Source organism: Streptomyces sp. NPDC104226 (assembly GCF_055584085.1).
Genome location: NZ_JBVJMS010000003.1, coordinates 614,599 through 628,551, shown reverse-complemented (window position 1 = coordinate 628,551; position 13,953 = coordinate 614,599). Strand labels below are relative to the sequence as shown.

The window sequence follows — 13,953 nt, the reverse complement described above, 5'->3', positions numbered from 1 at the left end:
CCCTACGCCGCGAACCCCCCGTCCACCGAGAACTCCGCGCCCGTGACGTACGCGGAGTCCGGGCCGGCGAGGAAGGAGACCATGGCGGCCACCTCCTCCGGGGTGCCGAAGCGGCCCAGCGCCGTCGCGGCCGACTGCGCGGCGGCGTAGGGGCCGTCCGCCGGGTTCATGTCCGTGTCCACCGGCCCGGGGTGGACCAGGTTCGCGGTGATCCCGCGCTCGCCGAGCTCCCTCGAGAGGGCCTTGGTCAGGCCCGCGAGCGCCGCCTTGCTCATCGTGTACAGGGTCCCGCCCGGGCCCGGCACCCGCTGGGTCATGCAGCTGCCGATGGTGACGATCCGCCCGCCCCGGCCCATCCGGCCGGCCGCGGCCCGGGAGGCCAGGAACACGCCCCGGACGTTGACCGAGAGGACCCGGTCCACCTCCGCGAGGGTGAGTCCCTCCAGGGGGCCGAGCACGCCGACCCCGGCGTTGTTGACCAGGACGTCGAGCCGGCCGAGGCTCCGTACCGTCTCCTCCACCGCCCCGGCGGCCCGCTCCGCGTCACCCGCGTCGGCGCGCACGACCAGGCCGCGCCGGCCGAGCGCCTCGATCTTCCCGGCGACCGCCCGGGCCGCCTCCGCGTCCTCGGTGTAGGTGAGGGCCACGTCGGCCCCGTCCCGGGCCAGCCGCAGCGCGGTCGCCGCGCCGATTCCCCTGCTGCCACCCGTCACCAGGGCCACTGGGCTGCCGTTCATGGTGTTCCTCCCGCGTTGATTGGTTGCGAGTTCAATGAAATCGCCCGGGGGACAACACCGCTGGCGGGAAACGGACATCGCGTTCGCGCGCGGCGGAGCGATGAGTTACCGGCGGCCCGGGAGTCTGAACCCGTGACAGCGGACGTACCGGAGCCAAGGAGCGCAGTGCCATGGGAAAGCTGACCCTCACCACCTTCCTGACCCTCGACGGCGTGATGCAGGCCCCCGGGGGCCCGGAGGAGGACCCGAGCGGCGGGTTCGCGTACGGCGGGTGGCTCGTGCCCTTCGCTGACGAAGGCATGGGGGAGTTCATCACCGAGGTCTTCGACCGGGCCGGGGCCTTCCTGTTCGGCCGCCGGACCTACGAGATCTTCGCCTCCTACTGGCCGCAGCACGACGACCCCGCCGACCCGGTCGCGAGCCGGCTGAACCGGCTGCCCAAGTACGTGGCCTCGACCACGCTCAAGGAGCCCGCCTGGGGCCCCGCCACCGCGATCGACGGGGAGCAGCTGCAGAGCGAGGTCGTACGGGTCAAGGACGCGACCGAGGGGGAGCTGCAGGTGCACGGCAGCGGCGCGCTGGCGCAGTGGCTACTGGCGCGGGACCTGGTGGACGAGCTGAACCTGCTGGTCTTCCCCGTCTTCCTGGGCGGCGGACGGCGGCTGTTCCCGACGGGCGGGCTGCCCACGGCCTTCGAGCTGACGGGCTCCCGCACCACCTCGGCCGGCACGGCCGTCCACACCTACCGGCCGACGGGGCGCGCCGCGTTCGGCACCTTCGCCTGACGCCGGGCCCCGTCCCGCACCGCCCGGGGGCCGGCGGTGCGGCCCGGGGGCCGGGGGCCGGGGGCGCCGCCCGGGGATCAAAGGGCTCGACCGGCCGATCATGCTCGGGTAGCTTGGGCTCGCCCCCCGTGCGAGCCGCCGAAGTCTCCACCTGCCTTCTGCCGTTGGAGAACCGGTGTCCACCCTCGCCGCCCCCGCTTCCGTCGCCGCCCCCCGCAGGGCCTGGCTCGCGGATCTGCCGGTCCTGCTCGTCGCCGTCGTCTGGGGAGGCAGCTACCTCGCCGCCAAGGGCGTCACCACGACGCACACCGTGATCGCGGTGCTCGTCCTGCGCTTCGCACTGGTCCTGCCCGTCCTCGCCGTCGCCGGCCGGCGCAAGCTGCGCGCGCTCACCCCCGCCCAACTGCGCGGCGCCGGGGTGCTGGGACTCGTACTCGGCGGCATCTTCCTGCTGGAGACCTACGGGGTCGTCCACACCTCCGCCACCAACGCCGGGCTCATCATCAGCCTGACCATGATCTTCACCCCGCTCGCCGAGTCCGCCGTCCGGCGCACGGCCCCCTCGCCCGCCTTCCTCGGCGCCGCGGCCGTCTCCGTCTGCGGAGTCGTGCTGCTCACCCAGGGGGCGGGCTTCACTGCCCCGAGCCTCGGCGACCTCCTCATCCTCGGCGCCGCGCTCGCCCGCACGGTGCACGTCCTGCTGATGGCCCGGATCAAGGCCGTGCAGGAGGCCGACTCGCTCTCCCTGACCACCGTCCAGCTCGGTACCGCCGTCGCCGTGTTCGCCGTACTGGCCCTGCTGCCCGGCACCGGCGCGAGCCCCTGGGCGGCCGCCGCCGACTTCGGCCCCGCCGAGTGGGCCGGGCTCGCCTTCCTCTCCGTCTTCTGCACCCTGTTCGCCTTCTTCGTGCAGATGTGGGCCGTCCGCCGCACCTCCCCCTCGCGCGTCAGCCTGCTGCTCGGCACCGAACCCCTGTGGGCCGCAGCCGCGGGCATCGCCATCGGCGGCGAGCGGCTCGGCGCGGCCGGATTCGCGGGCGTCGCGCTGGTGCTCGCGGGGACCGCCTGGGGGCGGCGCACGGCTGGCTGAACGAATGGCCGAAAGGCGCTCCGGAGCGATCAACTCCCCATCTAGGGTGGCGACATGCCGGTTCTGGACCTCAGTACGATCGCCGAAGACTTCAACGAAAACCCGTACCCCCACTACGCGCGCCTGCGTGCGGAGGGGCCCGTCCACCGGGTGAAGGCGGCGGACGGCCAGGAGGTCTGGCTGATCGTCGGTCACCAGGAGGCCCGCCAGGCCCTCACCCACCCCGCGGTCTCCAAGAACTGGCTGACCTCCGGGCTCTACACGGACCGGGAACGGACCGAGGCCAGCGCCAACATGATGCGCGCCGACCCGCCCGACCACACCCGGCTGCGCCGGCACGTCTCCCGCTCCTTCGCCCCCGGCCGGATCGAGGAACTGCGCCCGCGCATCCAGCAGATCGTCGACGGACTGCTCGACGGCATGGAGGCCCTCCCCGAGCGCCGCGCCGACCTGATCGAGGCCTTCGCCCGGCCGCTGCCCATGACCGTGATCTGCGAGCTCCTCGGGGTTCCGGAGGCCGACCGCGGCGCCTTCCACGGCTGGATCACCGAGATGGTCTCGCCCACCGGCGTCGAGGCCGAGAACGCGGCCGTGCGCGCCATGACCGCCTACACGGCCGAGCTCGTCGACGCCAGGACGGCCCGTCCCGGCGAGGACCTGCTCAGTGACTGGGCGACCAGCAGGCTGGACGGGGGAGACCGGCTCTCCCGGCAGGAGCTGGTCGCCATGGCCGTCCTGATGATGGTCGGCGGGCACGAGACCACCGTGCACCTGATCTCCAACGGGATGCGGGCACTGCTCACCCACCCCGACCAGCTCGCCGCCCTGCGCGCCGACCCCGACGGACTGATCGACGGCGCCGTCGAGGAGATCCTGCGCTACGACGGCCCGGTGGAGACCGCCACGTTCCGCTTCGCCGGCACGGACCTGGAGATCGGCGACACGTTCATCGAGGCGGGCTCCGCCATCCTCGTCTGCCTCGCCGCGGCGGACCGGGACCCCGCCCGCTTCGAACGCCCCGAGGCCTTCGACATCCGCCGCCCGGCCCGCGGCGGTCACATCGCCTTCGGACACGGCATCCACCACTGCGTCGCCGCCCCGCTCGGCCGCCTGGAGGGCCGGATCGCGATCCGCTCCCTGGTGGAGCGCTTCCCGGACCTCCGGGAGGAGCCGGCTCCCCTGGAATGGGCGCGCGGGACCCTGATCCGGGGGACGATCCGCCACCCGGTGCGCTGGTAGCGGGCGTGCGCGGGACGGGAACAGCGGACGGGACGAGCGGCTTACGACCGGCGGACCCACGGGCGGGGCAGCTCGCCGGGCGGCTCACGCCCCCCGGACACCCGGCCGCCGGCCTCAGAGGTCCGCCAGCTCCTCCATGGCCACCGGGCGCCGCTCGCGCCGCGAGAGCTCGCAGGCCTCCGCCACCCGGAACGCGGCGAGCGCCTCGACCCCGTCGCACGGATTGGGGCCCTCGCCCCGCACCAGCCGGACGAAGGCCTCCAGCTCGGCCTCGTAGGCGGGCGCGAAGCGTTCCAGGAACCCCGGCCACGGTTTGGTCGCCGGGGGCGGCCCCTGCGGCTCGGTGGAGGCGATCGGCGTACGGTCGTCCAGCCCGGTGGAGACCTGGTCCAGCTCCCCGGCCAGCTCCATCCGCACGTCGTAGCCGGCGCCGTTGCACCGCGTACCGGTACTGGAGACCAGCGTCCCGTCGTCGAGGGTGAGGACGGCGGTGGCGGTGTCCACGTCCCCGGCCTCCCGGAACCGCTCCGGCCCCGCGTCCGACCCGGTCGCGTACACCTCGCTCACCTCGTGCCCGGTCACCCAGCGGACCATGTCGAAGTCGTGGACCAGGCAGTCCCGGTACAGCCCGCCCGAGGTCCGCAGGTACTCGGCGGCCGGCGGCGAGGGATCCGCGGTCGTGGTCCGTACGGTGTGCAGCCGGCCCAGGGCCCCGGAGCGGACCAGCTCGCGCGCCGTCGTGTAGCCCGCGTCGAAACGGCGCATGAACCCGAGCTGGAGCACCCCGCCGACCGCCGCCACCTCGCGCAGCACCGCCAGGGTGCGGTCCAGGTCCGGGGCCACCGGCTTCTCGCAGAACACCGGCAGCCCGCCGCGGACCGCCCGTACGACCAGGTCCGCGTGCCCCGAAGTGGCGCAGGCCACCACCAGCGCGTCCACGCCCCAGGTGAAGACCTGCTCGACGGAGGGCGCGGCGGTGGCCCCGAGCCGGTCGGCGAGGCGCACCGCCCGCGCGGGGTCGGCGTCGGCGAGCAGGAGCGATCCCGCGTCCGCCTGGCGTGCCAGTGCCGCCGCGTGGAAGGAACCGATCCGGCCCGTTCCGATGAGCCCGATGCGCATGCACTCAACGTGGCCCCGTCCGGGGGAGCTGTCAATCTGTCCCGCTGTGTCCGGCACGGTCCGCAATGGCCCCGATGACCTTGCATGGTGCACTGTGACGGATACTGGGCGGCTGCGGCGTGAAACAAACGACCGTTTCGGCGACCGGGTACCGCGGCGGGACAGCGCCCGCGGAACGGCCCGACAAGCGAAAGGCACGGGCAGACGTGGCTAGGGTTCGGACAGGGGTACGCCTCGTGGGCGCGGTGCTCGCGGCGGTACTGGGTGCCTCCCTCGTGGGCTGCAGCAGTACGGGCGGCAAGCGCGCCGAGGACCGCGCGAAGGCCGAGGCGGCGGGCCGGCCCGCCGTCTCCACTCCGCGCTGGACCTTCGCGATGGTCACCCACGCGGGAGACGGCGACACCTTCTGGGACATCGTGCAGAAGGGCGCCAAGGAGGCCGCGGCGAAGGACAACATCAACTTCGTCTACGCCCACGACGACCAGGCGCAGCAGCAGGCCCAGTTCGTCCAGAACGCCATCGACCAGAAGGTCGACGGGCTGATCGTCTCCCTCGCCAAGCCCGAGGCGCTCAAGGACGTCCTCGCCAAGGCCGTCAAGGCCGGCATCCCGGTGGTCACGGTCAACTCCGGATCCGCCCAGTCCGCCGCGTACGGGGCGCTCACCCACATCGGCCAGGACGAGGAGATCGCCGGCGAGGCGGTCGGCACCGAGCTGGGCAAGCGAGGCCGCAAGAAGGCCGTCTGCGTCCTGCACGAGCAGGGCAACGTCGGCCACGAGCAGCGCTGCGCCGGAGCGAAGAAGACCTTCGCCGAGTCCGGCGGGACCATGGAGAACCTGTACGTCGAGGGCACCAACATGCCGTCCGTCCAGGCGGCCCTGCAGGCCAAGCTCCAGGCGGACCCCTCCGTCGACGCGATCCTCACCCTCGGCGCGCCCTTCGCCCCCACGGCCGTCAAGGCCAAGGAGGCGGCGGGCAGCAAGGCCGAGGTCGACACCTTCGACCTCAACGCCTCCGTGGCCCGCGACCTGAAGTCCGGCGCCCTCGGATTCGCCGTCGACCAGCAGCCCTACCTCCAGGGCTACGAGGCCGTGGACCTGCTCTGGCTCTACCGCTACAACGCCGACGTGCTCGGCGGCGGCCGCCCGGTGCTCACCGGGCCGCAGATCGTCACCGGGGCCGAGGCGGCGAAGCTGGAGCAGTTCATCAACCGGGGCAGCCGATGAGCACCGCCACCAAGGCGTCCGCCCCGGCCCCCGCCCCGCGCGACGAGCGGCTCGCACCCACCTCGCTGCTGCGCCGCCTGCTCGGCCGGCCCGAGCTCGGCGCGGTGGTCGGTGCGATCGCCGTCTTCGTCTTCTTCTCCTTCGCCGCCGACAGCTTCCTGCAGGCCTCCAGCCTGAGCACGATCCTGTACTCGGCCTCCACGATCGGCATCATGGCCGTACCGGTGGCCCTGCTCATGATCGGCGGCGAGTTCGACCTGTCCGCCGGGGTCATGGTCACCACCTCGGCGCTCTTCAGCTCGATGTTCAGCTACCAGATGACGGCGAACGTCTGGGTGGGCGTCCTCGTATCGCTGCTGGTCACCCTGGCGATCGGGTTCTTCAACGGGTTCATGCTGACCCGCACGAAACTGCCCAGCTTCATCATCACGCTCGGCACCTTCCTGATGCTGACCGGCCTGAACCTCGGCTTCACCAAGCTGATCAGCGGCTCGGTCTCCACCAAGACCATCGCCGACATGGAGGGCTTCGACTCGGCCCGCGCGCTCTTCGCCTCGCAGTGGACCTTCGGCTCGGTCACCCTCAAGGTCACCATCCTGTGGTGGCTGCTCCTGGTCGCCGTGGCCACCTGGATCCTGCTGCGCACCCGCGCCGGGAACTGGATCTTCGCCGTCGGCGGCGGCGCGGACGCCGCCCGGGCGACCGGCGTACCGGTCGTGAAGACCCGTATCGGCCTGTACATGGGCGTCGCCCTGTGCGCCTGGATCTCCGGGCAGCACATCCTCTTCTCGTTCGACGTGGTCCAGTCGGGCGAGGGCGTCGGAAACGAGTTCCTCTACATCATCGCGGCCGTCATCGGCGGCTGTCTGATGACCGGCGGCTACGGCTCGGCCATCGGCTCCGCCGTGGGCGCCTTCATCTTCGGCATGACCAGCAACGGCATCGTGTACGCCCAGTGGAACCCGGACTGGTTCAAGTTCTTCCTCGGCGCGATGCTGCTGCTGGCCACGCTGCTCAACGCATGGGTCCGCAAGCGGGCGGAGGCGAAGTGAGTACCGGCGACGTGAACACCGCACTGGTGAAGCTGACCGACGTCAGCAAGTTCTACGGCAACATCCGCGCCCTCCAGGGCGTCTCCCTGGAGGTCTCGGCCGGGGAGATCACCTGCGTCCTCGGCGACAACGGCGCCGGCAAGTCCACCCTGATCAAGATCATCGCGGGGTTGCACAAGCACGACGCCGGCACCTTCGAGATCGAGGGCGAGGAGACCGAGCTCGCCAACCCGCGCGCCGCCCTCGACCACGGGATCGCCACGGTCTACCAGGACCTCGCCGTGGTCCCCCTCATGCCCGTCTGGCGCAACTTCTTCCTCGGCTCCGAGCCCACCAAGGGCCGCGGCCCCTTCCGCCGCCTCGACGTGGAGCTCATGCGCGAGACCACCCGCGCGGAGCTGCTGCGCATGGGCATCGACCTGCGCGACGTGGACCAGCCCATCGGCACCCTGTCCGGCGGCGAGCGGCAGTGCGTGGCCATCGCCCGCGCCGTCCATTTCGGCGCGAAGGTCCTCGTGCTCGACGAGCCCACCGCCGCCCTCGGCGTCAAGCAGTCCGGCGTGGTCCTCAAGTACGTGGCCGCCGCCCGTGACGCCGGCCTCGGCGTGGTCCTCATCACGCACAACCCGCACCACGCCTACCTGGTCGGGAACCGGTTCGTGCTGCTCAAGCGCGGCACCATGGCGGGCAGTCACACCCGCGACTCGATCACCCTGGACGAGCTCACCCGGCAGATGGCGGGCGGCTCCGAGCTCGACGAACTGAGCCACGAACTGGAGCGAGTGGCAGAATCAGGACCTGAGAGCGCATCCGGCACCACATCCGGCACCACCGCACCATGAGGGACGACACGACTCGATGAGCACGTACCGGGACTTCACGCTCGCCCACCGGGGGGCGGCGCGAGGCACCGTCCTGCGGACCATCGGGACCCGTGAGCGCAGGTCGCACCTGACCGCCCCGCGCGTTCCGACCGTCGGCATCGACATCGGCGGCACCAAGGTGATGGCTGGCGTCGTCGACGCCGACGGGGTCATCCTGGAGAAGATCCGGACCGAGACCCCGGACAAGTCCAAGAGCCCCAAGGTGGTCGAGGACACCATCGTCGAGCTGGTCCTCGACCTCTCCGACCGGCACGACGTGCACGCCGTGGGCATCGGCGCCGCCGGCTGGGTCGACGCCGACCGCTCCCGCGTGCTGTTCGCCCCGCACCTGGCCTGGCGCGACGAACCGCTGCGCGACGCCCTCCAGTCCCGGCTCGCGGTCCCGGTCATGGTGGACAACGATGCCAACACCGCCGCCTGGGCCGAGTGGCGCTTCGGCGCCGGCCGGGGCGAGGACCACCTGGTCATGATCACCCTGGGCACCGGGATCGGCGGGGCCATCCTCGAAGGCGGCCAGGTCAAGCGCGGCCGCTACGGGGTGGCCGGCGAGTTCGGCCACATGCAGGTGGTCCCCGGGGGCCACCGGTGCCCCTGCGGCAACCGCGGCTGCTGGGAGCAGTACAGCTCCGGCAACGCCCTGGTCCGCGAGGCCCGCGAGCTGGCCGCCGCCGACTCCCCGGTCGCGTACAACCTCATCGCCCGGGTCGGCGGCAACGTCCACGAGATCACCGGGCCGCTCATCACCGAGCTGGCCCGCGAGGGCGACGCCATGTGCGTCGAGCTCCTCCAGGACATCGGCCAGTGGCTCGGCGTCGGCATCGCCAACCTCGCGGCCGCCCTCGACCCCTCCTGCTTCGTCATCGGGGGCGGCGTCAGCGCCGCCGACGACCTGCTGATCGGCCCCGCCCGGGACGCCTTCCGCCGCCACCTCACCGGCCGCGGCTACCGCCCCGAGGCCCGCATCGCCAAGGCGCAGCTCGGCCCCGAGGCCGGCATGGTCGGCGCCGCCGACCTCTCCCGGCTGGTCGCCCGCCGCTTCCGCCGTGCCACGCGCCGGCGCGTGGAGCGGTACGAGCGCTACGCGCAGTTCGGCCGGCGCGACACCACCACCGGCCCCGAGGACCAGGACCAGCAGTGACACCGCCCTCTTTGCCCCGCCAGGCCCCGTCTCCCGACGCGGGGTCCGGCGCGCCCGCCCCCGCCGAGGACCGCAAGCACGTGGTGCGGCGCCGCTGGATCACGGCGATCATCATCCTGCTGCTGGTCGGGGTCCCGGCGGGCTACCTCGCCGTCTCCGCCCAGCAGAGCCGCCAGAGCGGCCGCGACAAGGCCGCCAAGGTCGGCGCCGCCAAGGTCCGCACCGGCTGGCCCTCCAAGGTGCAGCGCAGCATCTACGAGGTCCCGATCCCGGTGAAGGCCTCGCGGGTCGGGTACCTGGAGACCAACAACTGGCACACCAGCCGGCTGTACGTGCAGTTCGGGGTCACCCCCGAGGAGCTCGACACCTTCCTCGCCGAGGTCGGCACCAGCCGGGAGGACCTGACCCGCGGGGTGTCGATCTCCCCGAGCGACACCGCGTCCGCGGGCTGGCGCTGGGGCTCGAAGGGCAGCTGGTACGGCATCACCCTGGACGCCCCGGACCCCCGGCCCACCCGCGACATCACCGTGGACCTGAGCCACCCCGGGTACCCCAAGGTCTACGTGGTCTCCACGGCAGTGCCCTAGGCGGAGCGGCGGTAGAGTGCCGCCCGGGACGGGGCCGTAGCGCAGAGGTCGTCGCGCGCGGTCTCCAAAACCGCGAGGACGCCGGTTCGAATCCGGTCGGCTCCGTCTTCACCCCGCGCACCGGAGCCCGCGCCGCTAGCCTTGGATCATGAAGCTCACCAAGCGGCTGCACTCCTGTGTCCAGCTGGAGAAGGACGGGCGCGTGCTCGTCATCGACCCGGGCGCCTTCAGCGAACCGGACGCCGGCCTCGGCGCCGACGTCCTGCTCGTCACCCACGAGCACCTCGACCACTTCGACGAGGGCCGGATCCGCGCCGCCCTCGACGCGAACCCGGCGGCGCAGCTGTGGACCCTGGGCAGCGTCGCGCAGAAGCTGGCCGCCGCCTATCCGGGCCGCGTGCACACCGTGGGCCACGGGGACGCCTTCAGCGCGGCGGGCTTCGACGTCCAGGTGCACGGCGAACTGCACGCCGTGATCCACCCCGACATCCCGCGGATCACCAACGTCGGCTATCTGGTGGACGGCTCCGTCTTCCATCCCGGCGACGCGCTGACCGTGCCCGAGACCCCCGTCGAGACCCTCATGCTCCCGGTGCACGCGCCCTGGAACAAGATCGCCGAAGTGATCGACTACGTCCGCGAGGTCAAGCCCCGCCAGACCCTCGCCATCCACGACGCAGGTCTGACCGACCTCATCATGCCGATCTACACAACGCAGATCGGCAGCCTCGGCGGCGCCGCGTACGAACGACTCACCGCCGGGGCCACCACCGAACTGTGACTGTCGGTGCCGGGCGGTAGGTTGGACGGCATGCGTATCGCCACGTTCAACGTCAACTCGATCACCGCCCGGCTGCCGCGCCTGCTGGCCTGGCTGGAGAGCTCCGCCGCCGATGTCGTGTGCATCCAGGAGACCAAGTGCTCCGCGGAGCAGTTCCCGTACGAGGAGCTCCGCGCGCTGGGCTACGAGTCGGCCGTCAACGCCACCGGACGGTGGAACGGCGTCGCGCTGCTCTCCAAGGTCGGTCTGGAGGACGTGGTCACCGGCCTGCCCGGCGGGCCCGACTACGAGGGCGTCCAGGAGCCCCGCGCCATCTCCGCCACCTGCGGCGGCGTGCGCGTCTGGTCGGTGTACGTGCCCAACGGCCGCGAGGTCGAGCACGACCACTACGGCTACAAGCTGGACTGGTTCCGGGCCCTGTCCGCCGCCGTCGCCGAGGATGCGGCGGGGGAGCGCCCCTTCGCGGTGCTCGGCGACTTCAACGTGGCCCCGACCGACGAGGACGTCTACGACCCGGCCGTCTTCGAGGGCCTCACCCACGTCACCCCCGCCGAGCGCGCCGCCCTGGAGGCCCTGCGCACGGCCGGGCTCTCCGACGTCTTCCCGCGCGCGCTCAAGTACGACCGGCCGTACACCTTCTGGGACTACCGGATGCTGGCCTTCCCGAAGAACCGCGGCATGCGCATCGACCTGGTCTACGGGAACGAGGCCTTCACCAAGGCCGTCACCGACTCCTACGTGGACCGCGAGGAGCGCAAGGGCAAGGGCGCGTCCGACCACGCGCCGGTCGTCGTCGACCTGGAGGTCTAGGCCGTCTCTTTCGGATCGTGCCGGGCCCGCGGCGCCCGGCACCGCGCCTGGCCGCACTGCCGAGACGACCACGTACGCCCAGTACGCGAACGCCCCGACAGCACGCCCAGCCACGGCACCGGACACCGCGGACTCGGCCGACAAGATCCGAAAGAGACGGCCTAGCGGCCGTCCCGGCCGGGTCCGGCGGCCGTCCCGGCCGGGTCCGGCCCCGGTTCCTCAGGCGCGCCCTATGGCCGGTCGTGCATCCTGGTGTCAGGCTGGCCCCATGAACATCCCTTTCCTGGCCAACTGGATCAACCGACATGAAACGGACCGGGGCGCGGGACTCGCCGCGGCCCTCGCGGACGACCCGGAGGGCATCAACGAGTTGTTCGCGGAATGCGAGATGCTGCGCGCCCAGGCGCGCTCGGCCGGGCTCGAACTCGACGAGAGCCCGGGCTCGTTGGAGGAGATCGACCAGCTGATGCCGCGTTGGCGCCGGGATCCGGAGATCACCCCGTGGCTCGGCAACGACGCGGGCTTCTACCTCGGGACCGTGATCATCCGCTCCGTTCCGGGCGCCGCCTGGCAGGTGTGGCCCAACGGGCAGCCGATGATCCGGCTGGCCTCGGGCCGCGAGCTGAACGTGGTCGAGTCGGGGGTGTCCTGGGCGATGACGGGATCCCCCGAGCTCAGCCAGGCGTACGCCGAGGCCTCGGAGGGCTGACGCTCCACGGAAGGCTGACCTCGCGGGCCTTTATGCGGCTTTTAAGCGTGTCGCGGTGAAGTGCCCTTCCGCGGCTGGATAGTTTGCGCTGACCTCGACACACCGACAAGTGGGCAGGGCAGCGTATGGCCGTCGATCCGTTGATCGAGCTGCGGGACGTCAACAAGCACTTCGGACAACTGCACGTCCTCCAGGACATCAACCTCACCGTCGGCCGCGGGGAGGTGGTGGTGGTCATCGGCCCCTCCGGCTCCGGGAAATCGACCCTGTGCCGGGCGATCAACCGGCTGGAGACCGTCGAGTCGGGCACGATCACGCTCGACGGGAAGCCGCTGCCGGCCGAGGGCAAGGAGCTCGCCGCGCTCCGCGCGGACGTGGGGATGGTCTTCCAGTCCTTCAACCTCTTCGCGCACAAGACGGTCCTCGCCAACGTCTCCCTCGCCCAGGTCAAGGTCAGGAAGCGGGGGAAGGAAGAGGCGGACAAGCGCTCCCGCGAGCTGCTGGAACGGGTCGGCCTCGCGAACCAGGCCGACAAGTTCCCGGCCCAGCTCTCCGGCGGCCAGCAGCAGCGCGTGGCCATCGCCCGGGCGCTCGCCATGAACCCCAAGGCGCTCCTCTTCGACGAGCCCACCTCCGCGCTCGACCCGGAGATGATCAACGAGGTGCTGGAGGTCATGCAGCAGCTCGCCGCGGAGGGCATGACCATGGTCGTGGTCACCCACGAGATGGGCTTCGCGCGCTCCGCCGCCAACCGCGTCGTGTTCATGGCCGACGGGAAGATCGTCGAGGACCGGACCCCGGAGGCCTTCTTCACCGCCCCCGAGAGCGACCGGGCCAGGGACTTCCTCTCCAAGATCCTCAAGCACTGAGGGGCGGTCCGATGAAGCACACCCTGCGCGCACTGGCCCTGGCCGCGCTGCTGCTGGCCGCCACCGCCTGCGGAAAGGCCGGCAGCCCGCCCGTCAAGGGTCCGCAGCCCGAGGACCTGCCCGTCTACCAGGTGGCGACCGGCTTCCAGCTGCTGGACTCCCCGACCTGGACGAAGGCCAAGCGGCGCGGCCACCTCGTGGTCGGCGCCAAGGAGGACCAGCCCTACATGGGGGAGAAGGATCCGGCGAGCAGCCGCTACTCCGGCTTCGACGTCGAGATCGCCAAGATGATGTCGGCCTCGCTCGGCTTCGACCCCAAGACGATCGAGTTCAAGACGATCGCCTCCGCCAACCGCGAGACGGCCCTGCAGAACGGCCAGATCGACTACTACGTCGGCACCTACACGATCAACGACAACCGCAAGAAGCAGGTCGGCTTCGCCGGCCCCTACTACATGGCGGGCCAGTCCCTGCTGGTGCGCAAGGGGGAGACGGACATCAAGGGCCCCGAGGACCTCGCCGGCAAGAAGGTCTGCTCGGCAGCGGGCTCCACCCCCTACCAGCGGCTCCAGAAGGAGTTCCCGCGGGCGGTGCTCGTCGCCTACGACACGTACTCGGTCTGCGTGGACAACCTGCTGACCTACCAGGTCGACGCCGTCTCCACCGACGACTCCATCCTCCTCGGCTACGCGGCCAAGGTCCCCGAGGAGCTCAAGGTGGTCGGCACGCCCTTCTCCGAGGAGCCGTACGGCATCGGTGTACCGCGCTCCGACAACGCCCTGCGGTTCGCCCTCGACGACGCCCTCGCCGCGAACGAGAAGAACGGCAACTGGAAGAAGGCCTACGAGGCCACGCTCGGCCTCTCCGGCCAGCCCGCGCCGACACCGCCCGCCATCGACCGCTACCCGGCGAGCTGAGGGGAGAGCG

General features: G+C 71.8%; 15 protein-coding genes and 1 tRNA gene. 14 read left to right on the top strand and 2 right to left on the bottom strand.

All coding sequences use genetic code 11. The annotated features are described in order from the left end of the window. Positions 1 to 2: 2 nt before the first annotated feature. Positions 3 to 737: an SDR family NAD(P)-dependent oxidoreductase gene (locus ACZ60J_RS12745; protein ID WP_469681271.1), complete on the bottom strand. Its 735-nt coding sequence runs from the start codon at positions 735 to 737 to the stop codon at positions 3 to 5. A gap of 170 nt (positions 738 to 907) precedes the next feature. On the opposite strand from ACZ60J_RS12745, the gene ACZ60J_RS12740 reads away from it, so the two are divergent. The 3 genes from ACZ60J_RS12740 (at position 908) to ACZ60J_RS12730 (ending at position 3,851) form a co-directional block, all read left to right on the top strand. Next, complete coding sequence (locus tag ACZ60J_RS12740) at positions 908 to 1,522, top strand: dihydrofolate reductase family protein (protein WP_469681269.1); 615 nt, start codon at positions 908 to 910, stop codon at positions 1,520 to 1,522. A 175-nt stretch (positions 1,523 to 1,697) separates the two neighbouring features. After that, positions 1,698 to 2,612 carry a DMT family transporter gene (locus ACZ60J_RS12735; protein WP_469681267.1) on the top strand — a complete coding sequence of 305 codons (915 nt, stop codon included), beginning with the start codon at positions 1,698 to 1,700 and terminating at the stop codon, positions 2,610 to 2,612. A gap of 54 nt (positions 2,613 to 2,666) precedes the next feature. Then, positions 2,667 to 3,851 (top strand): cytochrome P450 family protein, encoded by a 1,185-nt coding sequence (locus ACZ60J_RS12730; protein WP_469681265.1) that lies wholly within the window; start codon positions 2,667 to 2,669, stop codon positions 3,849 to 3,851. A 114-nt stretch (positions 3,852 to 3,965) separates the two neighbouring features. Here ACZ60J_RS12730 and ACZ60J_RS12725 read toward each other — a convergent pair whose 3' ends face one another. Beyond that, positions 3,966 to 4,970 carry a Gfo/Idh/MocA family protein gene (locus tag ACZ60J_RS12725; protein WP_469681263.1) on the bottom strand — a complete coding sequence of 335 codons (1,005 nt, stop codon included), beginning with the start codon at positions 4,968 to 4,970 and terminating at the stop codon, positions 3,966 to 3,968. Between the two features lie 206 nt (positions 4,971 to 5,176). On the opposite strand from ACZ60J_RS12725, the gene ACZ60J_RS12720 reads away from it, so the two are divergent. From ACZ60J_RS12720 to ACZ60J_RS12670, 11 genes are all read left to right on the top strand, one after another. Then, entirely contained in the window at positions 5,177 to 6,196 is a 1,020-nt protein-coding gene (locus ACZ60J_RS12720; RefSeq protein WP_469681262.1) for a sugar ABC transporter substrate-binding protein, read from the top strand. Further along, complete coding sequence (locus ACZ60J_RS12715) at positions 6,193 to 7,248, top strand: ABC transporter permease (RefSeq protein ID WP_469681260.1); 1,056 nt, start codon at positions 6,193 to 6,195, stop codon at positions 7,246 to 7,248. Before ACZ60J_RS12720 ends, ACZ60J_RS12715 begins: the two co-directional genes overlap by 4 nt. Then, on the top strand, positions 7,218 to 8,090 hold the full coding sequence (locus ACZ60J_RS12710) for an ATP-binding cassette domain-containing protein (RefSeq protein WP_469681258.1): 873 nt from the start codon (positions 7,218 to 7,220) through the stop codon (positions 8,088 to 8,090). The genes ACZ60J_RS12715 and ACZ60J_RS12710 overlap by 31 nt, the downstream gene beginning before the upstream one ends. Positions 8,091 to 8,106: 16 nt before the next feature. Then, complete coding sequence (locus ACZ60J_RS12705) at positions 8,107 to 9,270, top strand: ROK family glucokinase (RefSeq protein ID WP_274550214.1); 1,164 nt, start codon at positions 8,107 to 8,109, stop codon at positions 9,268 to 9,270. Then, positions 9,267 to 9,857: a hypothetical protein gene (locus ACZ60J_RS12700; RefSeq protein WP_469681256.1), complete on the top strand. Its 591-nt coding sequence runs from the start codon at positions 9,267 to 9,269 to the stop codon at positions 9,855 to 9,857. Before ACZ60J_RS12705 ends, ACZ60J_RS12700 begins: the two co-directional genes overlap by 4 nt. Before the next feature lie 30 nt (positions 9,858 to 9,887). After that, a tRNA-Trp gene (locus tag ACZ60J_RS12695) sits at positions 9,888 to 9,962 on the top strand. Between the two features lie 43 nt (positions 9,963 to 10,005). Then, positions 10,006 to 10,638 carry an MBL fold metallo-hydrolase gene (locus tag ACZ60J_RS12690; RefSeq protein WP_469681254.1) on the top strand — a complete coding sequence of 211 codons (633 nt, stop codon included), beginning with the start codon at positions 10,006 to 10,008 and terminating at the stop codon, positions 10,636 to 10,638. A 30-nt stretch (positions 10,639 to 10,668) separates the two neighbouring features. Further along, positions 10,669 to 11,448 carry an exodeoxyribonuclease III gene (locus tag ACZ60J_RS12685; protein ID WP_274550217.1) on the top strand — a complete coding sequence of 260 codons (780 nt, stop codon included), beginning with the start codon at positions 10,669 to 10,671 and terminating at the stop codon, positions 11,446 to 11,448. A gap of 268 nt (positions 11,449 to 11,716) precedes the next feature. After that, positions 11,717 to 12,157, top strand: a complete 441-nt coding sequence (locus tag ACZ60J_RS12680) for a DUF6278 family protein (protein WP_469681252.1) — start codon at positions 11,717 to 11,719, stop codon at positions 12,155 to 12,157. A 125-nt stretch (positions 12,158 to 12,282) separates the two neighbouring features. Continuing rightward, positions 12,283 to 13,026, top strand: coding sequence for an amino acid ABC transporter ATP-binding protein (locus ACZ60J_RS12675; RefSeq protein ID WP_469681250.1), 744 nt, complete (start codon positions 12,283 to 12,285; stop codon positions 13,024 to 13,026). An 11-nt stretch (positions 13,027 to 13,037) separates the two neighbouring features. Next, positions 13,038 to 13,943 (top strand): glutamate ABC transporter substrate-binding protein, encoded by a 906-nt coding sequence (locus ACZ60J_RS12670; protein WP_469681248.1) that lies wholly within the window; start codon positions 13,038 to 13,040, stop codon positions 13,941 to 13,943. The last annotated feature ends 10 nt before the right edge of the window (positions 13,944 to 13,953 follow it).